The sequence below is a fragment of the Nocardia sp. NPDC049190 genome (genome assembly GCF_040648115.1).
In the GTDB taxonomy this organism is placed as follows: domain Bacteria; phylum Actinomycetota; class Actinomycetes; order Mycobacteriales; family Mycobacteriaceae; genus Nocardia.
In genome coordinates, this window is record NZ_JBEZDE010000007.1 from 1 (window position 1) to 23,187 (window position 23,187).

General features: G+C 68.9%; 19 protein-coding genes and 1 pseudogene. 5 read left to right on the forward strand and 15 right to left on the reverse strand.

Annotation, left to right across the window (positions count from 1 at the left end; translation table 11 throughout):
• Positions 1–116: 116 nt before the first annotated feature.
• The 11 genes and pseudogenes from AB0B25_RS08525 to ftsY all read right to left on the reverse strand — a co-directional run.
• Positions 117–275, reverse strand: a pseudogene (locus AB0B25_RS08525) (ribosome maturation factor RimM); the annotation flags it as partial.
• Positions 276–518, reverse strand: a complete 243-nt coding sequence (locus AB0B25_RS08530; protein ID WP_040708791.1) for an RNA-binding protein — start codon at positions 516–518, stop codon at positions 276–278.
• Positions 519–546: 28 nt separating this feature from the next.
• Positions 547–972: a 30S ribosomal protein S16 gene (rpsP, locus tag AB0B25_RS08535; protein ID WP_357176778.1), complete on the reverse strand. Its 426-nt coding sequence runs from the start codon at positions 970–972 to the stop codon at positions 547–549.
• A 242-nt stretch (positions 973–1,214) separates the two neighbouring features.
• The gene (locus AB0B25_RS08540; RefSeq protein WP_357176459.1) at positions 1,215–1,952 is read right to left on the reverse strand and encodes a class I SAM-dependent methyltransferase; all 738 of its coding nucleotides are present in this window, start codon (positions 1,950–1,952) and stop codon (positions 1,215–1,217) included.
• A gap of 115 nt (positions 1,953–2,067) precedes the next feature.
• Entirely contained in the window at positions 2,068–3,126 is a 1,059-nt protein-coding gene (locus tag AB0B25_RS08545; protein ID WP_357176779.1) for an amidohydrolase family protein, read from the reverse strand.
• Positions 3,127–3,250: 124 nt separating this feature from the next.
• The gene (gene ffh, locus AB0B25_RS08550) at positions 3,251–4,804 is read right to left on the reverse strand and encodes a signal recognition particle protein (RefSeq protein WP_357176461.1); all 1,554 of its coding nucleotides are present in this window, start codon (positions 4,802–4,804) and stop codon (positions 3,251–3,253) included.
• A gap of 104 nt (positions 4,805–4,908) precedes the next feature.
• Positions 4,909–5,223 (reverse strand): hypothetical protein, encoded by a 315-nt coding sequence (locus AB0B25_RS08555; RefSeq protein WP_357176463.1) that lies wholly within the window; start codon positions 5,221–5,223, stop codon positions 4,909–4,911.
• A gap of 153 nt (positions 5,224–5,376) precedes the next feature.
• Positions 5,377–7,779 carry a [protein-PII] uridylyltransferase gene (locus AB0B25_RS08560; RefSeq protein WP_357176780.1) on the reverse strand — a complete coding sequence of 801 codons (2,403 nt, stop codon included), beginning with the start codon at positions 7,777–7,779 and terminating at the stop codon, positions 5,377–5,379.
• A 118-nt stretch (positions 7,780–7,897) separates the two neighbouring features.
• Positions 7,898–8,236 carry a P-II family nitrogen regulator gene (locus AB0B25_RS08565; protein WP_357068434.1) on the reverse strand — a complete coding sequence of 113 codons (339 nt, stop codon included), beginning with the start codon at positions 8,234–8,236 and terminating at the stop codon, positions 7,898–7,900.
• Positions 8,237–8,241: 5 nt separating this feature from the next.
• Positions 8,242–9,621, reverse strand: coding sequence for an ammonium transporter (locus tag AB0B25_RS08570; RefSeq protein ID WP_357176465.1), 1,380 nt, complete (start codon positions 9,619–9,621; stop codon positions 8,242–8,244).
• 354 nt (positions 9,622–9,975) lie between these two features.
• Positions 9,976–11,634 (reverse strand): signal recognition particle-docking protein FtsY, encoded by a 1,659-nt coding sequence (ftsY, locus tag AB0B25_RS08575; RefSeq protein WP_357176467.1) that lies wholly within the window; start codon positions 11,632–11,634, stop codon positions 9,976–9,978.
• Between the two features lie 193 nt (positions 11,635–11,827).
• Here ftsY and AB0B25_RS08580 point away from each other — a divergent pair, with 193 nt between their 5' ends.
• Positions 11,828–12,217 carry a DUF2237 domain-containing protein gene (locus tag AB0B25_RS08580; protein WP_120041702.1) on the forward strand — a complete coding sequence of 130 codons (390 nt, stop codon included), beginning with the start codon at positions 11,828–11,830 and terminating at the stop codon, positions 12,215–12,217.
• Positions 12,218–12,332: 115 nt separating this feature from the next.
• Here the strand turns inward: AB0B25_RS08580 and AB0B25_RS08585 are convergent, their stop codons facing one another.
• Positions 12,333–13,136: a helix-turn-helix domain-containing protein gene (locus AB0B25_RS08585; RefSeq protein ID WP_357176469.1), complete on the reverse strand. Its 804-nt coding sequence runs from the start codon at positions 13,134–13,136 to the stop codon at positions 12,333–12,335.
• 106 nt (positions 13,137–13,242) lie between these two features.
• Between AB0B25_RS08585 and AB0B25_RS08590 the strand changes: the two genes are divergently transcribed.
• The gene (locus AB0B25_RS08590) at positions 13,243–14,157 is read left to right on the forward strand and encodes an NmrA family NAD(P)-binding protein (protein WP_357176471.1); all 915 of its coding nucleotides are present in this window, start codon (positions 13,243–13,245) and stop codon (positions 14,155–14,157) included.
• Positions 14,158–14,262: 105 nt separating this feature from the next.
• On the opposite strand, the gene smc is transcribed toward AB0B25_RS08590, so the two are convergent.
• Entirely contained in the window at positions 14,263–17,898 is a 3,636-nt protein-coding gene (gene smc, locus AB0B25_RS08595; RefSeq protein ID WP_357176473.1) for a chromosome segregation protein SMC, read from the reverse strand.
• A gap of 451 nt (positions 17,899–18,349) precedes the next feature.
• Between smc and AB0B25_RS08600 the strand changes: the two genes are divergently transcribed.
• Positions 18,350–19,858 (forward strand): hypothetical protein, encoded by a 1,509-nt coding sequence (locus AB0B25_RS08600; protein ID WP_357176475.1) that lies wholly within the window; start codon positions 18,350–18,352, stop codon positions 19,856–19,858.
• Between the two features lie 57 nt (positions 19,859–19,915).
• Here the strand turns inward: AB0B25_RS08600 and AB0B25_RS08605 are convergent, their stop codons facing one another.
• A complete protein-coding gene (locus AB0B25_RS08605; RefSeq protein ID WP_357176477.1) occupies positions 19,916–20,332 on the reverse strand; it encodes a DUF1707 domain-containing protein in 417 nt (138 codons plus the stop codon).
• Between the two features lie 206 nt (positions 20,333–20,538).
• Here AB0B25_RS08605 and AB0B25_RS08610 point away from each other — a divergent pair, with 206 nt between their 5' ends.
• The gene (locus AB0B25_RS08610; protein WP_357176479.1) at positions 20,539–21,624 is read left to right on the forward strand and encodes an S-(hydroxymethyl)mycothiol dehydrogenase; all 1,086 of its coding nucleotides are present in this window, start codon (positions 20,539–20,541) and stop codon (positions 21,622–21,624) included.
• Positions 21,621–22,247 (forward strand): MBL fold metallo-hydrolase, encoded by a 627-nt coding sequence (locus AB0B25_RS08615; RefSeq protein WP_357176481.1) that lies wholly within the window; start codon positions 21,621–21,623, stop codon positions 22,245–22,247. Before AB0B25_RS08610 ends, AB0B25_RS08615 begins: the two co-directional genes overlap by 4 nt.
• A gap of 52 nt (positions 22,248–22,299) precedes the next feature.
• On the opposite strand, the gene AB0B25_RS08620 is transcribed toward AB0B25_RS08615, so the two are convergent.
• Positions 22,300–23,172, reverse strand: a complete 873-nt coding sequence (locus AB0B25_RS08620) for a potassium-transporting ATPase subunit C (protein WP_357176482.1) — start codon at positions 23,170–23,172, stop codon at positions 22,300–22,302.
• Between the last annotated feature and the right edge of the window lie 15 nt (positions 23,173–23,187).

Sequence of the window (23,187 nt, forward strand, 5' to 3'; positions counted from 1 at the left end):
GGGGGGGGGGGGGGGGGGGGGCCCCGCGCGCGCCCGCCGCCCGCGGGGGGGGGGGGGGGGCTTGGGCCCCCCCCGCCACTACACACCCCACGCGGCCCGGCGGGTTCGGGGCCCCACTCCACGGTGAAATCGCGGATCTCCTCGGATCGCGCCAGCCGACCGCGCAGTACCGAGCCCGGCGAGAAACGCGCTTCGGGCTCGTCGGTACGCACCTCGACGACGAGTTCGCCATGCACGCCGTGCGACTTGGCGACCCGACCTACGACGAGTTGCATCTACTGGTCGGTGTCGACCACGTCGACCCGGATACCGCGGCCACCGATACCGGCGACGAGGGTGCGCAGCGCGGTCGCGGTGCGGCCACCGCGACCGATCACCTTGCCCAGGTCATCGGGATGAACGTGCACCTCGACCGTGCGACCGCGGCGGCCGGTGATCAGCTCGACGCGGACGTCCTCGGGGTTGGCGACAATACCGCGAACCAAGTGCTCGACGGCATCGGCGACGACGGCGCTCATGACTGCGCCTCGCTGCGCTCGCTCAGCATTACTCGGCGGCCTCGGTCTCGGCAGCCTCGTCCTTCTTGGCCGCCTTCTTCTTCGGGGTGACCGCTTCGGCGACCGGCTCGTTGTCGGCGGCGGCCAGCGCGGCGTTGAACAGGTCGAGTTTCGACGGCTTGGCCGGCTTGACCTTCAGGGTGCCCTCGGCGCCGTCGATGCCCTTGAACTTCTGCCAGTCACCGGTGATCTTCAGCAGTTGCAGGACCGGCTCGGTCGGCTGCGCGCCGACGCCGAGCCAGTACTGAGCGCGCTCGGAATCGATCTCGATGAGCGACGGCTCTTCCTTCGGGTGGTACTTGCCGATGGACTCGATGGCCCGGCCGTCCCGGCGAGTGCGGGCGTCCGCGACGACGACGCGGTACTGCGGGTTGCGGATCTTGCCCATACGGGTGAGCTTGATGCGAACAGCCACGTGCTGATCTGCCTTTCGTTGGTTGGTCACGACGCAATTCAGCAACCCGCACGGTCTGCGAGTCCGGTTTTGCGTTTGGCGTGTGTGACCGCCGCGCGGTGCGTAACCGGAGACGGGCTGACACTTGTCCGGATGGACGGTGGTCCATTGTGCCAGACGAGCCGGTCTCGCCAGAAATCGCGCCCGGCGTCGACGCGCCGACGGCCGTATGCCCCGGGACTGATCCTGGAGCGACGAGCCGGCTACCCCGGCGCGGTCGCGGTCAGGGCTCGGGTGGGCATCCACGGGCCGCCCCACCACATCTGCCAACCGAGCGGGCGACCGGCGAGCGCCGTGGCGCCGCTCGCGGCGAGGGCGGTGCGGTATTCACGGGTTCTGCCGATATCGACGATGACCAACCTGCCGCCGGGACGCAGCACCCGCAGGGCCTCGCGGACCGCGGCGGCCCGGCCCTCCGCGGTCTGGATGCGGTGGATGGCCAGGCTGGAGACGACCACATCGAATGCGCCGTCCGGGAACGGCATCCGGGTCATGTCGCCGGTGCGCAACTGGATGCGTTCGGCGACGTTCTCCGCGAGCGCGTTGCGTTCGGTGGCGGCTGGACCGGCGTACGCGTGGTCGACCGCGCGCCACCGGTCCAGACCGACCGCGCAGCCGGTGGGCAGCCGCCGCGCGGCAGCCAGCAGCACGGCGCCCCGACCGCAGCCCATGTCGAGTAATCGTTCATCCCCGCGCAGGTCGAGGTCGTCGAGCAGTTGAGCCCAGACCTGGAATTTGCCCCGCCGCGTCGCATGCAGGAACAAGCCGAACTGCACGGCGAGTACGACACCGACCACCAGAAGCAGCACGCACGGACGCATGTGCTGGAACAGCGCCACCACCAGCGCCGCCGCCAGGTACCCGACCGCGAGAACTCCCAGCAACCGCAACACCGACGGCGCGTCGACGCCGTACGACGCTCGCCACGGAGGGGCAATCATCGGCAGAGTGTATCGAGCGGCAATGGCATTCGCGGTAGATTTCCGCCGGTCACCTCACCAGTGGCGACCGCGAGTTCGTCGGCACGCCGACGAAGTGCGCTGCGCCGACCGAAGTTCAGCGGTGGCCGGTGACCGGATCGCGTGTGCCGAACACCCGCCCGCGGAGGACGACGGCGTACGGTGCGGTGAGCACCTCCGGATGCGTGCGCGGATCATCCTGGTAGACGACGAAATCCGCGGGAGCGCCGTGCTCGACGCTCGGTCGTTCGAGCCAGGCACGGGCATTCCAGGAGGCTGCCCCGAGTGCGTCGTGCCGGGACAGGCCCGCGGCGCCGAGCGCGGCGATCTCGTCGGCGATGCGCCCGTGGCGGATGGATCCGCCCGCGTCGGTGCCCGCGAAGATCGGCACGCCCGCGTCGTGTGCGGCGGCGACGGTACCGCGAACCCTGTGGTGCAGGTCACGCATATGTGCGGCGTATACCGGAAACCTGCGCGCGCTCGCGGCGATCTCCGGGAAGGTGTCGATGTTCACCAGCGTGGGAACCAGGGCTGTGCCGTGTTCGACCATCATCTCGATGGTCTCGTCGGTGAGGCCGGTGCCGTGCTCCAGGCAGTCGATCCCAGCGTTGATCAGGCCGGGCAGCGCGTCCTCGCCGAACACGTGCGCGGTGACGCGTGCGCCGTTGGCGTGGGCCGCGTCGATAGCCTCTTTCAAGATCGCGTCGCTCCACAACGGACGAAGGTCGCCGACGGAGCGGTCGATCCAGTCGCCGACGATCTTCACCCAGCCGTCGCCGAGCCGCGCCTGTTCGGCGACGATGTCCGGCAGGTCACGTTCGTCGTCGAGCTCGATACCCAGCTCGCGGATGTAGCGCTGCGGGCGGGCGATGTGGCGGCCCGCACGGATGATCCGGGGCAGTTCCTCGTGGTCGTCGATGAACCGGGTGTCGATCGGCGAGCCCGCGTCGCGCAGCAGCAGGGCACCGGCCTCCCGCTCGGTCTCGGCCTGTGCGAGGGCGCCCACCCGGTCCTCATGACCCCCGCCGTACCGGATACCGACGTGGCAGTGCGCGTCGACCAGGCCGGGAACGATCCACCCGGTGCGACACAGGGTTTCGGCGCGGGGTACGGGTTCGAAGGACACGAGGCCGTCCCGCACCCACAGATCGCGCATCTCATCACCAGGCAGAACCACACCTCGCAGATGCACAGCAACCTCCCAGAACTCGTCAGCTACCTCTAACCTACTGTCCGGGCAGCATGACAGTTACCCCGCGATGGCACGCTCGAGCAGAAATTTACTTCTTCGGAAAGTTCAACTTGGAAATATCGAAACCCTCCAGGCCGGGTGGCAGCTGGTCGAGACCGGCCGGCATGTGGGAGATATCGGGCATACCGGCGGGCAGTCCTGGCATCCCGGGGAACCCACCGCGCACCTTCGGCGGTGTCGGGCCACGCCCGCCCTTCTTTCCCTTCTTGCCTTTTTTGGCATTGCCGCGCCTCGAGCCGGGCAGTCCCATCTGACGGCCCATCATGGCCATCATCTTCTTCGCTTCGAAGAACCGGTCGACAAGCTGATTGACCTCGGAGACCTGGACACCGGAGCCGTTGGCGATGCGCAGCCTGCGCGAGGCGTTGATGATCTTCGGGTTGTCGCGTTCGGCGGGGGTCATGCCGCGAATGATCGCCTGCACGCGGTCGAGTTGCTTGTCGTCGATCTGGGCGAGCACGTCCTTCATCTGGCCGGCGCCGGGCAGCATTCCGAGCAGGTTGCCGATCGGCCCCATCTTGCGGATGGCCAGCATCTGGTCGAGGAAGTCCTCGAGCGTGAGCTCACCGCTGCCGATCTTGCGGGCGGCGTCCTCGGCCTGCTGCGCGTCATAGACCTGTTCGGCCTGCTCGATCAAGGTGAGCACATCACCCATGCCGAGGATGCGGCTGGCCATCCGGTCCGGGTGGAAGACGTCGAAATCCTCGAGCTTCTCACCGGTGGAGGCGAACAGGATCGGAACACCGGTGACCTCACGCACGCTCAGCGCCGCACCGCCTCGGGCGTCACCGTCGAGCTTGGTGAGTACGACGCCGGTGAAGCCGACACCATCGCGGAACGCCTCCGCCGTGCTGACCGCGTCCTGACCGATCATGGCGTCGAGCACGAACAGGGTCTCGTCCGGGCGCACCGCGTCGCGAATGCCCGCGGCCTGCCGCATGAGCTCGGTGTCGATGCCGAGGCGACCCGCCGTATCGACGATGACGACGTCGTACTGCTTCTGCTCGGCTTCGGTGATACCGCCGCGCGCCACGTTCACCGGGTCGGCGGCGGTGATGCCCAGCGGGTTCTCGCCACCACCGACGGAGGTGCCCGGGTGCGGCGCGTAGACCGGCACATCCGCGCGCTCACCGACCACCTGCAGCTGCGTGACAGCACCGGGGCGCTGGAGATCACAGGCGACCAGCAGCGGCTGATGCCCTTGGCCCTTCAGCCATTTCGCCAGCTTGCCCGCGAGCGTCGTCTTACCCGCACCCTGCAGACCGGCGAGCATGATCACCGTCGGCGGGTTCTTGGCCAGGTTCAGCCGTCTGGTCTCGCCGCCGAGGATGCCGACGAGTTCCTCGTTGACGATCTTCACGACCTGCTGGGCCGGATTCAGCGCCCCGGAGACTTCGGCGCCCTTGGCGCGCTCTTTGATCCGCCCGATGAAGCCACGCACCACGGGCAGCGCGACATCGGCCTCGAGCAGAGCGAGACGGATCTCGCGGCAGGTGGCGTCGATGTCGGCCGGCGACAAACGCCCTTTACCACGCAGATCCTTGAGGGCACCGGTAAGCCGGTCGGACAGGGATTCGAACACCGATCGCGCTCCTGATCTCGGGGGACGTCACATTCTCTCCCAGGGTAATGGGATCGCCCACGTGATCGTGCAGGCGGTGCGCCCTTCGAGGCGGAGCGGGGCGGCTAGTCCAGCACGCGGCGGCGCGGTTTGACCGTTTTACGGTAGTCGTGGTTCTCCTCGATCACCATGAAGACGGCCTCCCGGGCGGTCAGGCCCAGTTCGAGCGCCAAGTCGTCGAGAACGGCCCATTCGGTCGTCGACGGGATCGGGGACGTGGCGACCGTGGAGGCGATCGTCATCGCGGTGACCGCCTGCTGTCCGGTGAATGTGCGACCCGGTAGCCAGGAGACCACCCAGCGGTCGCCGCCGACGCAGCGCGCCATGTGGGTGGTCTCATCACTTGTCATCATCGACGCCGAAACGACCTCAATTGCCACCGACCTGCTCCCCTCGTGCTCGCGATAGCCAGACGCTCTGATCGTAGGGTGCACCGAATCCCCCGCAGTCCGGATCTAGCAAATATCGTGCAACAGATTGATCACTGCATAAAACGGCAGTTCACAATTACTTTCACCGGACTCTGCGCGGCATTACGACGTCTTCGGCTCAGGTCTGGGAACCACTGCGAGGATGGCTTTTTCGATCGCTTCGCGGCGAACCGAGTCGTCATCGACACCCAGGTCGAGGCAGAAGCTGTCGACCACCGCCGACCCCATCGTGACCACCTTGGCCCACCGGACGTCGGCACCGCAGTCCGCCAGCGCGGCGGCGAGGCGGCTCAGCAAACCGATCCGGTCCCCCGCGCGCAGCTCGAGGATCACCTGGCCGGGCACCGACGTGCCGGACCAGAGCACCCGAGGCTGAGCCCGCGCGTACCGGCTCGCCCCGACGCCGCCGGCATCGCGCTCCCGCTCGGCCAGCACGGCGGCCACATCGAGTTGCCCCGCCGTCGCCCGAATCAACTCCTGGCGCAGTAGCCCAGCGTCCGGGGGGTCACCGAACGTGGGCGCGACGATGAACGTGTCGACAGCCGACGCACCTTCGACACCCAGCGCGGCCGACAGCACCCGCAGCGAGTGCAGCGCCAGCACGCCGGCGGCGTCGGACAGGAGACCGGGGCTGTCGGGCGCGATGACGGTGACGGTGTAGGTGTACTTGCTCTCGCCCGGCTTCAGGTCGACGTGGACGCCGCCCGCCGCGGCCTTGGCGATCAGTTCCGGCGCGATCGGCTCCTGCGTCGGCAACTCGTCCCCGGCCATGACCAGCCGGCAGCGCCGGACCAGCTCGCCGATCAGCGCGGCCTTCCAGTCCCCCCACACACCGGGACCGGTGGCCAGCGAATCCGCCTCGGCCAAGGTGTGCAGCAGTTCCAGCAGTTGCGGCTCGCCACCGAGCGCGTCCACCACGTACTGCACGGTGCCGGGGTCGGACAGGTCACGCCGAGTGGCGATGTCCGGCAGCAACAGATGATGGCGCACCACGGCGCTGAGCGTGCGCACGTCCGATGGCCACAGACCGAGACGCCGGCCGATGTGGGTGGCCAGGTCCGCGCCCACGATACTGTGGTCGCCTGCACGACCTTTGCCGATGTCGTGCAGCAAGGCCCCGAGGGCAAGCAGATCGGGGCGGGCCACCCGGGTGCTCAGCGCACCGGCGTAAGCGACCGTCTCCACGAGGTGGCGGTCGACGGTCCAGGTGTGCAGGACGTCGCGCGGTGGCAGGTCACGCACAGCGCCCCATTCCGGAAACAGCCTGCCCCACAGGCCTGTTCGGTCCAGCGCTTCGATCGCGTCGATGGCGCCGCGGCCCGCGCCCAACAGGACGAGCAGATCGTTGAGTGCGTCTTTCGGCCACGGCTCGCGAAACTCCGGGGCATCCTCGGACAGCCGGTTGAGCGTAGTGGCCGACATCGGCAACCCGGTCTGCGCCGACGCCGCCGCCACGCGCAGGATCAAACCGGGATCGCGCCGCGGGCGCGCGTCCCGCGCCAGCACGACTTCGCCCGCGTGCTCGACCACCCCCTCATCGAGTGGTCGCCGCACCGGCATGCGACGAAGCCGCGCCAGACCCCGGCGTGGGAACGCGTTGGCCGCGGTACGCAGTCCGACGTCCACGGCGTAGCTCACCGTTCGCGCCGAATCGCTCAGCGTGCGAGCCAGATCGAACCGATCGCCGATGCGCAGGGCCGCGCCGATCTCGTCCGCGTCCTGCGCGCGAAGCTGATCGCGAGACCGCCGCGCCACCCGGTGCAGTTCGGTACGCACATCGAGCAGCCGCCGGCGTGCCTGCCGCACTCCGCCGCCGGGCACGTCCGGGCCGAGCCCCGGCATGGCGTCGGTCAGCTGGGCGAGAGCGAGGGCGTCGAGCAGCTGAATGTCGCGCAGCCCGCCGCGTCCGTTCTTCAGATCGGGCTCGGCGCGGTGCGCGATCTCGCCGCTGCGCTCCCACCTCGCCTCGGCCTGAACGATCAGCTGGTCGAACCGCGCGCGGATCCCGGACCGCCAGTCCCGGCGCACCCCGCCGATCAGCAGGTTGCTCAGATCCTCGTCACCGACGATATGCCTGGACTCCAGCATGCCGAGTGCGGCGATCAGATCGTCAGCGGCCACCTGCAGCGCCTGCGGCACGGTCCGCACGCTGTGATCGAGTTTGATGTGCGCATCCCACAGCGGATACCAGAGCTGGTCGGCTACCTCGGCCACCCTGGCGGGGTCGACATCGTCGTGCAACAACACGAGATCCAGATCCGAGTACGGCAGCATCTCCCGGCGGCCGAGTCCGCCGACGGCCAGGACGGCAAGGCCGCTGGCCGCGGTGATGCCCAGCTCGGTCGCTTTGCTGGTGAGCCAGAACTCGAAGAGGTCGACCATGGCCTGACGCAACGATTCGGCGTCGAGCCGAGGATTTCCGGGCATGCCGCCGTCGAGCAGTTGAGATCGTGCGCGGACCAGATCGGCCGCCGCGTTGGACTTGCCGTTGACCTCTTCGGCCATTTTCGGGTCACCGTCGTGATCGGATCGACTACCCACAACCCACCGCCCATTCACGCGTGCGGCCCCGCCCCGACCGGGAATCCGGTGGGAGCGGGGCCGCCGCTCGACTCGTATTCCGTTACAGCGCGTCGATACCGCGTTCGCCGGTTCGCACCCGGACGATCGACTCCACCGGTGTGACCCAGACCTTGCCGTCACCGATCTTGCCGGTGCGGGAGGCTTCGACGATCACCTCGACCACCTTGTCGACGGACGCATCGTCCACGACCACCTCGACACGAACCTTCGGCACGAAATCGACCGAATATTCGGCACCGCGGTACACCTCGGTGTGCCCCTTCTGACGGCCGTACCCCTGCACTTCACTGACGGTCATGCCCAACACACCCGCTTGCTCGAGCCCGGTCTTGACGTCCTCGAGCGTGAACGGTTTGACGATGGCGGTGATCAGTTTCATGTTCGTCATGCCTCCTTGACGGCCGAACGTGCCGTGCTACCCACAGCGGCGAAGTCATAGGCGGATTCTGCGTGCTCGGACTCGTCCAAACCCACCACCTCGGCTTCCTCGCTCGCGCGCAGCCCAATGGTGAACTTCACGATATAGGCAATGATCAGCGACGCGAGGAAGGAGAAGGCAAGTACCGCACCGGCACCCACCGCCTGGCGCCACAGCTGATCGAATCCGCCACCATAGAACAGACCGGTCTTCCCGGCGCCCGCCTCGGGCGCCGCGACGAAACCGACCATCACCGTGCCGATGATGCCCCCGACCAGGTGTACGCCGACCACATCGAGCGAGTCGTCGAAGCCGAGTGTGAATTTCAGACCGACCGCGAGGGCGCACAGCGCGCCGGCGACCACGCCGATGACCAGCGCTCCGAGCACGTTCACCGCGGAGCAGGACGGGGTGATCGCGACCAGGCCGGCCACGATACCCGAGGCCGCGCCGAGCGAGGTGGGCTTGCCGTCGCGGAACTTCTCCACCAGCAGCCAGGCCAGCATCCCGGCACAGGTCGCGATCGCGGTGACGATGAACGTCGAACCGGCAAGGCCGCCGGAGGTCACCGCGGAACCGGCATTGAAGCCGAACCAGCCGAACCACAGCAGACCGGCGCCGAGCATGACGAACGGCAAGTTGTGCGGACGGAACGGAGTGGTCGGCCAGCCCTTGCGCCGGCCGAGCACCAACACCAGGGCCAGACCTGCCGCACCGGCGTTGATGTGCACGGCGGTGCCGCCGGCGAAGTCGACCGCGAGGAGCTTGTTGGCGATCCAGCCGCCCTCGTGCACGAGGTTGCCGTCGGCGTCCTTCACGTCGAAGTCGAACACCCAGTGCGCGACCGGGAAGTAGACGACCGTGACCCAGATGCCCGCGAACAGCAGCCACGCGCCGAACTTCAGGCGGTCGGCGACCGCTCCCGAGATCAGGGCGACCGTGATGATGGCGAACATCAGCTGGAACGCGACGAAGACGGTCGCCGGAATGGTGCCCGCGAGCGGGATGTTCACCGCCTCCGTGGTGACGACGCCGGCCGCGTCCTTGACCTCGGCGACCGAGTTGCCACCGATCAGGCCCGCGAGGCCGAAGAACTGAGAGGGATCACCGATCAGGCCGAACTTGTTGTCACCGAAAGCCGTCGAGTACCCGTACAGCGACCACAACACGCCGACCAGGCCCATGGCGCTGATGCTCATCATGATCATGTTGAGCACATTCTTCGACCGAACCATGCCGCCGTAGAAGAAAGCCAGGCCCGGTGTCATCAGCAGCACGAGCGCCGAACTCGCCAGCATCCATGCGGTATCACCAGTGTCCGGTGCACCGGTAAGGGGAAAAGCCACCTCAATGTCCTCCTCATCTCGGGCCCTGCCGATTCCGGCAAATGGACCTGCACAGAAGGGTCCTCACTCGGTGTTTCATCCGTAGAGCTGGGGTGTTTCACCTACGTGAACGGATGGCGCCGCTGTGTTGCTACCACGTTTCGTGGCGCACGCCCGCGGTTTCGTGCCGCGGGGCCAGCCGTGTCGGCGGCATCGAGGTAGCGGTAGGCGCGAGCAGGAGGAGCTCAGCGGCATTCGGCACGGCGCCCGATCGGATGCGGGCACCGTTTCGCCTGCGAGGTCGATCGAGCCGGCGCGGACAAGCCCGCGGCGGCGCACGGACGACCGCTGACGCCCGGGCGAACGCGATGCGGATCAGCCCAGCAGTGCGTCCACGAACGCGGCGGGCTCGAAGGGGGCCAGATCGTCGGCACCCTCGCCGAGGCCGACCAGCTTCACCGGCACCCCCAGCTCGTGCTGGACCTGGAAGACGATGCCACCTTTGGCCGTCCCGTCCAGCTTGGTGAGCACGACACCGCTGATGTCCACCACTTCGGCGAACACCCGCGCCTGGGTCAGGCCGTTCTGACCGACGGTCGCGTCCAGCACCAGCAGGACCTCGTCGACGGCGGCCTTCTTCTCCACGACGCGCTTGACCTTGCCCAACTCGTCCATCAGGCCGGTCTTGGTGTGCAACCTGCCCGCGGTGTCGATGAGCACCACGTCGACGCCCTGGTCGATGCCCGCGGCCACCGCGTCGAACGCGACGGCGGCGGGATCAGCGCCCGTACGGCCGCGCACGGTCTCGGCGCCGACGCGCTCGCCCCAGGTCTGCAGCTGGTCGGCGGCCGCGGCACGGAAGGTGTCGGCGGCGCCGAGCAGCACTCGGCGTCCATCGGCGACGAGCACGCGCGCGAGCTTGCCGGTGGTGGTGGTCTTGCCGGTGCCGTTGACGCCGACAACCAACAGGATCGCCGGGTGATCGGCGTGCGGTAGCGCGCGAACCGACCGGTCGAGTTCGGGACGCAACTGCTCGATCAGCACCTCGCGTAGAACGGTCCGCGCCTGATCGGTGCTGCGCACGCTGCGGGCCGCCATCTCCTCGCGCAGCCGGGCCACGACAGCTGCGGTGCTGGCGGTACCGAGGTCGGCGAGGACGAGCGTGTCCTCCACCTCCTCCCACGAGTCCTCATCCAGGTCGCCGCCGCCGAGCAGGCCGAGCAAGCTCTTACCGACCGCGTTCTGTGAGCGCGACAGGCGTCCGCGTAGGCGGACCAGACGGCCGGCGGTGGGCTCGATCTCCTCGAGCGGTGCGGCGGTCTCGACGCCCGCAGGGGTGTCCGGGGCGGTGAACCCGGTGGCGTCGGCCGCGGCGCTGGTGTCCGACTCGGCAGGGACCGTGCCGGACGCGGCAGCGTCGGCGGCGGTTGCGCCGGGCTCGGCGGTCGCGGGCGGCGCTGTCGTCTCCGACCCGGCGGTCGCTGTCGGATCCTCGGTGGCACTCGACTCGGTGGTCGAGTGCGTGACCGCGTCCGCTACCGGCGCGGTGCCGGATGCGGCCTCCGTCGGTGCCGCCCCGGCCGGCCCCTTGCCGGAGTCCACGCCGTCGGTAACCGCGGCAGGTCCGGCAGAAGAAACATCCCCCGTGGTATCGGCGGTGGTGTCGACCGGCGCGCTCTCGGACCCGGTCGTCGCGTCGACGACGTCCGCCTCCGGAAGCGGCACGTTGGTGATGCCGCGCTTGGGTGCGTCGCGCGGGATCGCGGCATCGTCGCCGACGTGCGGCTGTCCCTCGGTGTCGGTGCGTTCGATCGGCTCCGGCTCGGCCGTGGTCGTCGTGCCGCCGCGACTGAAGTTGAATCCACCGGACGCGGTGTAGCCGCCGGACCGGTCGGTCACCTCCTTGTCCTGCGGCGGCGGGGTCAGCGACACGCGACCGCGCTTGTACCGGACAAAACCGGCGACAAGCACCACCAGCAGCAGCGCGGCGACCGCGGCGATCAGGATCCACACTTCGGGTCTCACGCCGACCATCCTTGCAGAAGGACCGCGCCGGCAGGGGCGCCGAGCCGTACCAAGCGACCGGCGCCCGCCCCGACGACCACGCCGTGACCTCGGCGGACGCCGAGCGCGCCGCGCCACGGAAGCGACCGGTCGAGCACCGACACAGCCCCCGAGATTTCTTGTCCTGCGGAACTTCTCGCGAAGTGACAATAGGATCGGCGACGTGACCGATCGAAACGTGCTTGGGGGGCCGCTGGAAGAGTGCGGCACCGATCCTCTCACCGGCTTCTACCGGGACGGCTGCTGTAGCACCGGGCCGGAGGATCTCGGTAGCCATACCGTGTGCACCGTTGTGACGGCGGAGTTCCTGGAGCATCAGGCATCCATCGGCAACGATCTCAGTACGCCGCGTCCGGAGAACAATTTTCCGGGCCTGCAGCCGGGCGACCGGTGGTGCGTGGTGGCCGTACGGTGGTTGCACGCGCACGAGGACGGTGTCGCCGCACCTGTCGTGCTGGCAGCCACCCACGAGAACGCCCTGGAAGTGATCTCGGTGGACATCTTGCGCAAATACGCCGTCGACGTGCCGGACGACGTCAGCGACCTGCTCTGAACAGCCCTTAACCCGTCCTTGCGCCGGCGGCCGTGACGGCTGCCGGACGGATCCGCATACCGCCCGGACCGAACGCCACCGATAGTCGATCCATCCTAGGGCGCCGCGACGACCGCTACGGCACTGACCCAGCTGCGCCCTCCGGCGCTATCGCCCCGCCGGCGGCGCGGCGCCGATGCGCTTTCTGACGGCACGCGGCCGAGCAGTACTTGGCACGGCGGCCGGTTCCGGCCTGCGCCACCGGCCCGTGACACACCAGGCAACCCGCCCCGCCGTCAGTTTTGTTACGGTCCGCTGATTCGTCACGAATACTGTCGGACGCTTTCGTTACGGTCGATTCGCCGGGTCGCGTGCGCAGGGCGTCCAGCACGATCGCAGCGGCGCGGTCCACACCACCCGTCGTTCGACGGAGCTGTTGGATCGCAACACATCCGGTGAAAATCGCGAGAACATCGTCGACCTCGACATCGACGCGAACCGCGCCGTCGCGCTGCGCGGCCGCAAGCAACGCCGCCACCGCGCGATGGAATCGCGTACCCGCGCCCTGGACCAGCGCGCGCGGCCAACCGTCGTCGGTGTCGACCACGTCGCACAGCGCCTGATTACCCGGGGTCGTGGCGATCACGGTGCGGCAGAAATCGAAGAAGGCAGGCCCCGCGTCCGGTGCGTCGAGGCGGTCGGCGGCCATCGTCGTCAACCTGTCGACCCGCTGCTGCACAACAGCTTCCAGCAACTCGGATTTCGTCGGGAAATGCCGGTAGACGGTGCCCGCGCCGACGCCTGCTCGCCGGGCGACCTCGGCGAGCGACACCGAGACGCCCCGCTCGGCGAAAGCGCGCTGCGCCGCGGCGAGCACACGTGCGCGATTACGCCTGGCGTCGGCGCGCGTCGTCGCGCCCGCGGCGACCGGTGCGGTCATTTCGTTACGGCCTTCCGATGCGGTACCTGGCCAACCGGGTCAATCCACCCTTATCGTCCGAATACGGGTCAACCGACCCGATTTTATCCCACAGCGAAGGCGAAACATGTCCCCTCGACAGAACCTCATTCTGGTCACCGGAGCCACCGGCAAGCAGGGCGGCGCCACCGCCCGCAGGCTGCTCGCGTCCGGCGCGGCGGTGCGCGCGCTGGTTCGCGACGCTCAGGCGCCCGCCGCCCGCGACGTGGCGATGGCCGGCGCGGAACTCGTCGTCGGCGACTTCGACGCGCCCCAGACCCTGGCCCACGCATTGGCCGGTGTCACCGGACTTTTCGCGATCCCGCCCGCCGCGTACGGCCCGCGGGGCTGGGATGTCGAACTGGAAGCGGCCCGGGGTGAAACGCTCGTGACAGCGGCGAGCCGCGCCGGCGTCGAGCACATCGTATTCACCGGCATCGCGTCGATGGGCGACGCCTCCTGGGGCACGACCGGCAAACAGCGCATCGAGGACGCGGTCGCCGCCAGCGGCGCCCGCTACACGCTGCTGCGCCCGGTGCGCTTCATGGAGAACTACTTGCTGCGCGCCATGCCGGTCGACGGAATCAGCGACGGGGTGCACCGACACCTCTTCCCCGCCGACAAGCCGATGAAGGTGATCGCACTCGCCGATATCGCCGATATCGCCGCCATCGCGTTCGCCGACCCGGATCGGTTCCACGGCAGAGTTCTGGAACTGGCAGGCGATGCGATCACCCCGCTCGCGGCCGCGGCCGCGATCACTCGTTCCACCGGCCACCAGGTGCGCTACCAGGAGGTCACCGAAGCCGACGCCGACGCGCTGGGCACCGAGATCGGCAACACCTGGCGCTCGATCCGCCACACCGGCGGGTGGGTCGCCGACGTCGACGAGGTCCGTGCGATCCACCCCGGCCTGCGAACATTCGACACCTGGCTGGCCGAAACGGGTGCATCCCAACTCAAAGCCCTCCTCGATGACCCGGAAGCGACTGCGCCACGCTGAGCAGCCGTCACAGTGGGTAGCCATCGCGAAGCATGCGGGCGCGACGCCAGTTCCGCTCCGTCGATCGACTCGGGCTTCCGGCGTCGTGACGCGCACGCAGGGCCGCTAGACGCGTGCGGGCTCGGCCTGGCGCCCCGCCGGGGCCAGGTTTTCGCCGCGTAGCCGCTGGGAGATCACCTGGGTGATGCCGTCGCCACGCATACTGACGCCGTAGAGTGCGTCGGCGATCTCCATCGTCGGCTTCTGGTGGGTGATCACGATCAGCTGGCTCTTCTCGCGCAACTGCTCGAACAATCCGATCAGGCGGCGCAGGTTGGTGTCGTCGAGCGCAGCCTCCACCTCGTCCATCACGTAGAACGGTGAAGGCCGGGCACGGAAGATGGCGACCAGCAGGGCAACAGCCGTCAGCGACTTCTCGCCACCGGACAGCAGCGACAGCCGCTTGACCTTTTTTCCCGGCGGCCTGGCCTCCACTTCGATACCTGTGGTGAGCATGTTGGCGGGGTCGGTGAGCAACAATCTCCCCTCCCCGCCGGGGAACAGCTTCGCGAACACCCCGACGAACTCGCGCTCCACATCCGCGTAGGCCTCGGTGAACACCTGCAGGATCCGGTCGTCGACCTCGGCGACCACGTCCATCAGGTCCTTGCGCGCGCTCTTGACATCCTCGAGTTGGGTGGCCAGGAAGTTGTACCGCTCCTCGAGGGCAGCGAACTCTTCCAGCGCAAGGGGATTAACCTTGCCGAGCGTGGCGAGGTCTTTCTCCGCGCGCTTGGCACGCCGCTCCTGGGTCTGCCGATCGTAGGACATCGGGGCAGGCACGCTGACCTGTTCCCCGCGTTGCTTTGCCTGCTCGTACTCGTGCATCTCGAGTTCCGACGGCGGCAGCGGTACATCGGGGCCGTACTCGGCGACCAGGTCGCTCAATGCGATGCCGAACTGCTCGGCGATGGTCGTCTCCAACTGTTCGATGCGCAGCGCCGCCTGGGCTTTGGCCACCTCGTCCCGGTGCACCGCGTCGGTGAGCTGAGCCAGCTGCGTGGTCAGTGCGCGCACGCGCTCCTTGACCTGCTCGACCTGAGCAGCGCATTCACTGCGCCTGCGCACCAGGTCATCACGGCGGGCGACGGCCTCGCCGACCACCTTCTCCAATTCGGCGGCGATCTTCGTGCCCGATTCGGCGACGGCGGCGGCCACCTCGGCCGCCTGCTTGCGCGCCGCCTGCGCACGCTCGGCACGGGCGCGGGTCTCCCGCTCGGCGCGAGCGGCCCTACGCAGCCCATCGGCCTTGCCGCGCACCGATTCCGCGCGTTCTTCGGCGGTGCGCACCGCCAAGCGGGCCTCGACCTCCATCGCACGCACCTCGGCGAGCGCGGCCGACGCTTCCTCGCGCTCGCGGCTCGCGGATTCGGTGCCCGCCGCACCGAGGCCGTCGGCGTCGACCTCGGACTGCTCGAGTTCTGTGCGCCGCAGGCGATCCTCCAGGTCGGCGAGCGCAGCGAGCGCTTCTTCCCGGCTCGCCTCCGTTTCGGCGCGCTGGGCCAGCAACCGATCGCTGTCGGCGCGCGCGGTGCGCGCGGTCTGGCCGAGCCTGCCGAGCCGATCGTAGATCGCCACCAGCGCCTGGTCGGATTCGTGCAGCGCCAGCAGCGCATGGTCGACGGCATCTTTACGGTCGGTCTGTTCGGCGAGTGCACCGGACAGCGCCGCCTCGAGTTCCTCGGCCCGGCGCTGGGCCGCAACCAGATCCGCCTTCGTCGTATCGATGTCGGCCTGGATCTCGAGCTGGCTCGGCGCACGATCGGAGCCGCCCAGCAGCCAGCCGTTCCCCGCGAGGTCGCCGTCGCGAGTGACGACCCGGATGTCCGGCCTGGCGGCCACGACCGCACGCGCGGCGGCCAGATCGTCGGTGACGGCGATCCCCGCGGTCAGCGCCGTGATCGCGCCGCGCACGCTGTCGGGACAGTCCACCACCTCGATCAGCCACCGCGCCGTCCCGGGCAGCGCATCGCGCGGCCCCCGGTGCCCGCCGTCCACGCCGAACACCACGGCGGCGCGCCCGCCGTCACCCGCCTTGAGCGCGTGGATCGCGGCGTGCGCGGACTGGTCGGTGTCGGCGGCGACGGCGTCGGCGAGCGGGCCGAGCGCCGCGGCCACCGCCGCCTCGAACCCGCCGTGCACCCGCAGCACCTCCGACAGCGGGCCGAGCAGCCCCTGCGCGCGGTTTTCCACCAGCCAGGCCACACCATCGCGGCGGGCAAGGTTCATGCCGAGCGCCTCGATGCGCGCGGTCAGCGACGCCACCCGCTTGCTTGCCTCGCGGTCCTGCTCACGCAACTCGGTGACCCGCTGGTCGGCCAGTGCCAGCGCCTGGACGGCGTGCTCGTGCTGGGCGTCCAAACCCGCTTCGCCCGCGTCCAATTCGTCGAGTTCGGCCTGCACCGTGTCGAATTCGGCCTGAGCTGCCTCGCCGCGGTGTCTGGCGTCGGCGATGGCCACCGACAGCCTGGCGATCTCCGCGTCCACCGACTGAGTTCTGGTGCGCAGGGTGTCGACCCGGCCGGAGAGCCGAGCCAGGCCCTCGCGCCGATCGGCGATCGCCCGCACGGCGGCCATGTGCGCTTGCTCGGCGGCCTTGGCGGCGTGCTCCCGTTCGGCCAGCTGGTCTCTGGCCTCCTCGAGGGTCTCGGCGGCCATCTCGACGGCCGCACGCAACTCGGCTTCCTCGGCCTCGACGCGTTCGGCCTCGGCCTCCAGTTGCTCGGGGTCGCGGCCGGTGCCGATCGGGGTGTGGGTGTCCAGGTGACGCGCGCGGTCACCCGCGATGCGGATGGTGGCGTTGACCCGCTCGGCCAGCGCGGAGAGCTGGAACCAGATCTGCGCCGCGGCCTCCGCGCTGGGGGTCAGCCGGGAAAGCTGGAACTCCTGCTGGGCCAGCGCGGCATTGGCGGCGTCGAGTTCGGTGTGCACGGTGATCTGCTGTTCGCGGGCGTATGCCTCTTTGCTCTGCTGGCTCTCCAGTTCCCGGCGACGGGAGACAAGATCGTCCGCGGCCAGGCGCAGGCGTGCGTCGCGCAGGTCGGCCTGCACGGTCTGCGCCCTGCGGGCTACCTCGGCCTGCCTGCCCAATGGCTTGAGCTGACGGCGCAGTTCGGTGGTGAGGTCGGTGAGCCGGGCCAGGTTGGCCTGCATGGCCTCGAGCTTGCGGACCGCCTTCTCTTTGCGTTTGCGGTGTTTGAGTACACCGGCCGCCTCCTCGACGAACGCACGCCGGTCTTCCGGGCGCGACTCCAGAATCGCCGCCAATTGCCCCTGGCCCACGATGACGTGCATCTCACGACCGATGCCGGAGTCGCTGAGCAGTTCCTGCACATCCATCAGACGGCAGGAACTGCCGTTGATCTCGTATTCGCCCGCGCCGTCGCGGAACATGCGCCGGGTGATGGACACCTCGGCGTAGTCGATCGGCAGCGCACCGTCGGAATTGTCGATGGTGAGCGTGACCTCGGCGCGTCCGAGCGGCGCCCGGCCCGCGGTGCCGGCGAAGATCACGTCCTGCATCTTGCCGCCGCGCAGCGCCTTCGCACCCTGCTCGCCCATGACCCAGGTGAGCGCGTCGACGACGTTCGATTTGCCCGATCCGTTCGGACCGACCACGCAGGTGATACCCGGCTCCAACCGCAGCGTCGTCGCGGACGCGAAGGACTTGAAGCCCTTCAGCGTCAGACTCTTCAGGTGCAAGTTCGACGACCTTTCCGTGTTCTGCCTGGTCACAGATGATTCGACGACCAATCACGGTATCCGTCGAGTGCCGGGCACTCCCGACGCCCGACGGCGCACGTGGCCGAGTCGCGGTCGGTGATACACGTAGGTTATCGAGTCATCGGGTGATCGCGCGCATTTGGATGCGCTCGAGGTTTGCCGGGACAGCGCACCTCGATGTCTACCGCGCCGAACCGTCTCGCGCAACGCGTGCGCCGACAGTTGCCAGGTCATCGCGGCATGGTGCGGAACCTCGCAGTTGCCCGACACATACCGGACCGCTTCGGATCCGACCGTCCCGGCGAGTCTGGAACCTGCGGTGACGCCGGGGCGTCCAGCCGCATACGATCCCTCTGATTCGCCAGCGAATGTTCGGGAGCGCAACAGTATGTCTGCCCCCTCACCAGGGACCTGCACGACGTTCCGCCTTGTGCGCATCACGGCGCTGGTGCTCGGTTGCCTGGTGTTCCTGCACGCCTGTGAGCGGAGTACAAGTGCGCTGCTCGGCGATGTATGGGTGGAGGCGGCTATCGGAGTCGGCCTCGGGGTGACCGGACTGATCGTCGGGTGGTTCGAGATCGCACTGAACGCACGGCTGGCCGAAGGCAGCGCGGCGGGGCACGGCGCCGGCTGGGACGACGCCGCGGAGTCCGAGCAGGCTCCCATTCGTAAAAATTCTCCGCGCAGGTCGGCGCCGCGGTGGGACGACGTCGACGAACGGGACCACACCGTACGGGCCGGCCGAGAGACGCGACCGGACCCGGCGCGCGATGCGGACGAAAAGTCGCCCGTCGGCGCCTCGACACGTACCGAACTCATCGCCTGGGTTCCGCGGACCCTGCGGATCGGCGGAACCGGTCGGACGGATGCCGACGAGCCGGAGCGGTCGATGCACGCCGTGTGGAATGCCCTCGCCACTCGGCTGCGCCGCAACGAACCGGACGAGGACGCCGACCTGCTCGATCATGACGGATTCGACATCGAGCGCGCCGAAACCGGCGAGCTCATCATCCAATCCGGCGGATCGACCATCCGCGCCAGGATCATCCGCTCCGGCGAGCTCGTCTTCCATGGACGTGCGGGCAGCGACGACCACCCGCGGTGGGAGTGGAAGTGGACCTTCCGCCCGGACACCTTCCCGGCCATCCGCGCCGCGCTCGGCGCCGCGCCGGGCGATCTGGTCGACCTGCTCGAACACACCGTGCCGCAGCTGGATCCGGTCGCTCGCCACGATCCGGGCGCCTGGTTACGCGCTCATGACATTCCGGCGACCTATCGGGAGAAAGGCGTCAGCGCCGCCCAGGTGACCCGCGAACTCCCTACGCTGCGGCCCGGGTTGCCCGAACTCACGCCGGCGCCGTCGGGCTCCGGGCGGCCATCGGCGTCATCGGGCGGCGGGGCTCGCGGCGCCTCCTCGCCCACTCCGCACGATCGCCACGAGGCGTTCGACTCCGCCGAGCCGCGTTTCCCACCCCGCCGCGAAAGACCTTCGGCCACTGAAAGATCCCGCGACAACCAGGGCGCGCGATCCACCCGACACCAGCCTGCCCACCCGAAGCACGACGACGCTCCTTCCGGCTACACCCCCGCAGAACCCGACCGGCGAGCCCGAGACGACGCGTGGCCGGCCGCCCGGCCGAACCGGCGATCCGAACAGCCCGGCCCAGCACCCAGGGGATACGACCTCGCGCCCCGAACCTCGCGCCGCCGTCCCGATTCCGAAACGGCATGGCCTGTTCGAGACCCGTACCCGCCCGAAGACTCCGGGTCCGCCGGACGCGACCGGACGGCCTCGGAGCAGTACCGGCGCCGCTCTCGGCGCGCGCCGGTCGACCACTCCGCCGAGCAGGCGAACATCCGATCCCCATCCGAACGCCACCACGGGCGCGACCGCCCATCCGCCCCGCCGGATGGGCCGACCGCGCGAGGTAGGCGGTAATCCCGGACAAGACTCGGCGCCGACACCTGCCGACCGAGTAACAGCGTCGAGACCGACTCAGCTAGTGCGATAGCCGCCTTCGAAGCCGGCCACCATACGGAACGCGAGAACCGCACCCCACGGCCCGATGACCCACACCGGCCAGAAATAGGTGAATTCGCCGACGCCGAACGAGATCGCCGCCCAGATGCCGAGCACGAGCATGCTCACACCGAGCCAGGCGGCGCCCTCGATCCGCTGCCAGATCGGCAGACGAGGCCGCGTGCGCCCCCGTTCGGCGGCCTCCGCGCGCAGCGTGGGCAGATCGGACAGCACCACCTGCAGGTCCTCCCGCGCGGCAGTCGCGTATACCTGGGCGATGCGCGTGTCGTATTCGGCGAGATCGATCCGCCCGTCCGCCATGTGCCTGCCGAGCAGCCGCACCACCTTGTCGCGTTCGGCATTCGAGGCGCGGGTACCGGTCGAGATGTCCATGCCTGTTCCTATCGACGGCTTCACATTCCATAGTGGAATACGTACAGCATAACCCTCCAATGTGGAATGTCAACCCTGTGGCAATGTGCTGCGCTGTCCGATCGCCCGAAGGTAGGGTCAGAGCGCCGCAGTATGGACGGTGTACAGATCGCGGGCCCGGTCGGCGGTCGGGTACCCGCAATTGGCCAATTCCGGTAGGAGGCACAGTGTCCGAAACCGTGCGCGGGGTCGTGGCCCGCACCAAGGGCGCGCCGGTCGAGCTCGTCGACGTGGTAGTTCCCGATCCAGGACCGCATGATGTGGTGGTACGGGTGCAGGCGTGCGGGGTCTGCCACACCGACCTGCACTACCGAGAGGGTGCGATCAACGACGAATTCCCGTTCCTGCTCGGCCACGAGGCCGCGGGAGTGGTGGAGACCGTCGGCTCGGCGGTGACCCATGTCGAGACCGGCGACTACGTGATCCTCAACTGGCGGGCGGTCTGCGGCGAATGCCGGGCGTGTAAGCGCGGCCGCCCTTGGTATTGCTTCGCCACCCACAACGCGAGCAAGAAGATGACGCTCGCCGACGGCACCGAGCTGACCCCCGCGCTCGGCATCGGCGCGTTCATCGACAAGACCCTCGTGCACGAAGGTCAGTGCACCAGGGTCGATCCGGAGTCCGATCCCGCGGTCGCCGGCCTGCTCGGCTGTGGCGTGATGGCGGGTATCGGCGCGGCGATGAACACCGGCAATGTCTCCCGCGGCGACTCGGTCGCGGTGATCGGCTGCGGCGGTGTCGGCGACGCGGCGATCGCGGGCGCGCGACTGGCCGGGGCGACGACCATCATCGCGGTCGATACCAACGCGCAGAAGTTGCGCTGGGCCAACGACTTCGGCGCAACCCATGCCATCGATGCCAGCGCTGAGGACGTGGTCGAGAAGATCCAGGAGTACACCGACGGCTGGGGCGCCGACGTCGTCATCGATGCGGTCGGCCGACCGGAGACATGGAAACAGGCGTTCTACGGTCGCGATCTGGCGGGAACGGTTGTCCTCGTCGGTGTCCCCACCCCGGACATGACGATCGAGATGCCGCTGATCGACCTGTTCTCCCGCGGCGGCGCGCTGAAGTCCTCCTGGTACGGCGACTGTCTGCCGGAACGCGACTTCCCGACACTGATCGATCTACATCGCCGAGGAGGGCTGCCGCTGGAGCGTTTCGTCACCGAACGCATCGCGCTCGACCAGGTGGAGCAGGCCTTCGACAAGATGCACACCGCCGACGTCCTGCGCTCGGTGGTGGTCTGGTGACCGTCCGCATCGACCGGGTGGTCACCTCGGGCACTTTCTCGCTCGACGGCGGTACCTGGGACGTGGACAACAACGTCTGGGTGATCGGCGACGACGACGAGGTCGTCGTGATCGATGCCGCCCATCAGGCCGACCCGATCGTCGCGGCCGTCGCCGGCCGCACCGTGCGCGCGATCATCTGCACCCACGGGCACAACGATCACGTCACCGTCGCCCCCGAACTCGCCGACCGCCTGGACGCCCCGATCCTGCTGCATCCCGGTGACGAACCACTGTGGCGCATGACCCATCCGGACCTCGACTACCGGTCGCTCGCCGACACCGAGCGAATTCCCGTGGCGAACACCGACATCCAGATCCTGCACACTCCCGGCCATTCACCCGGATCGGTCTCGTTGCATCTTCCCGAGGCCAAGGCCCTGTTCACCGGCGACACCCTGTTCTCCGGCGGGCCCGGCGCGACCGGTCGTTCCTTCTCCGATTTCGGCACCATCGTCGACTCGATCCGCGACCGGCTGCTCACCCTCCCGGAGGAGACCACCGTGCACACCGGGCACGGTGACTCCACCACCATCGGCGCCGAGAAACCGTCGTTGGCCGACTGGATCGCCCGCGGACACTGACAACCGCGGACGGCGACCCGACGTCGCCGCCCGCGGTTGTCGAACGCGGATATCAGCCGCGATACGGGTAGCGGCGGTCCAGATCCAGGTTGAGTTGGAGCACGTCGACCCGCGGCTCACCGAGGAACCCGAGGGTTCGGCCGCTGGTGTGCGCGTCGATCACCGCACGAACCTGCTCCTCGGAGATGTCGCGTGCCTTGGCGATTCGGGCCACCTGGATGGCTGCGTAGGTCGTGGAGATGTTCGGATCCAGCCCACTGCCGCTGGCGGTGACGGCGTCGGCAGGCACCTCGGGGTCGGCCGGGGCGTCGCCGGGGATCGGCACGATGCGACCGACCGAGTAATCCTGCCCCGGCTCCGCACAGTCGACCCGGACCCCACGGTAGGTGGCCAGGAACGGCTGCGCCGGGCAGGCCTCGTTGACGCTGACGACCTGCACCGGATGCGACACCTCGCCATGGGCGTCCCGCGGACCGATCACCGAGAGCACCGCGCCCACACCATCGGCGGTACAGAACGGGCGGCTGCCGTCGACCCCCTCACGGTCGGCGACCTCCTTGCTGCGCTGGCAGACGGTGGTGAGCAGACTCGGCGCGTCCGGCGCGGAATCCACGACGTCCTCCGGCCCGAGGTTGCCCGCCGCGGTGGACAGCGGGTCGTAGCCGTCGCCCGCCGCGGACGGCCGGCTCTGGAAATACTGCGCGAGCGCGTTGCCGTCGGAATCGGTGAACGACTGTCCGATCAGACTGCTGCCCACCACCTTTCCGTCGACCTCGAGCAGTGACCCGTCCGCCTTGTCATGGAGGCCGGGCAGCTGCGCGACCGCGAATACCGCTACCGGGTAGACGATTCCGGTGATCACCGTGAGTACGAGCAACGCACGCAACGCGGCGAGATGCTGTCGGATCCACGTGGACTTCCGCATGGCAAAAAGTGGCAT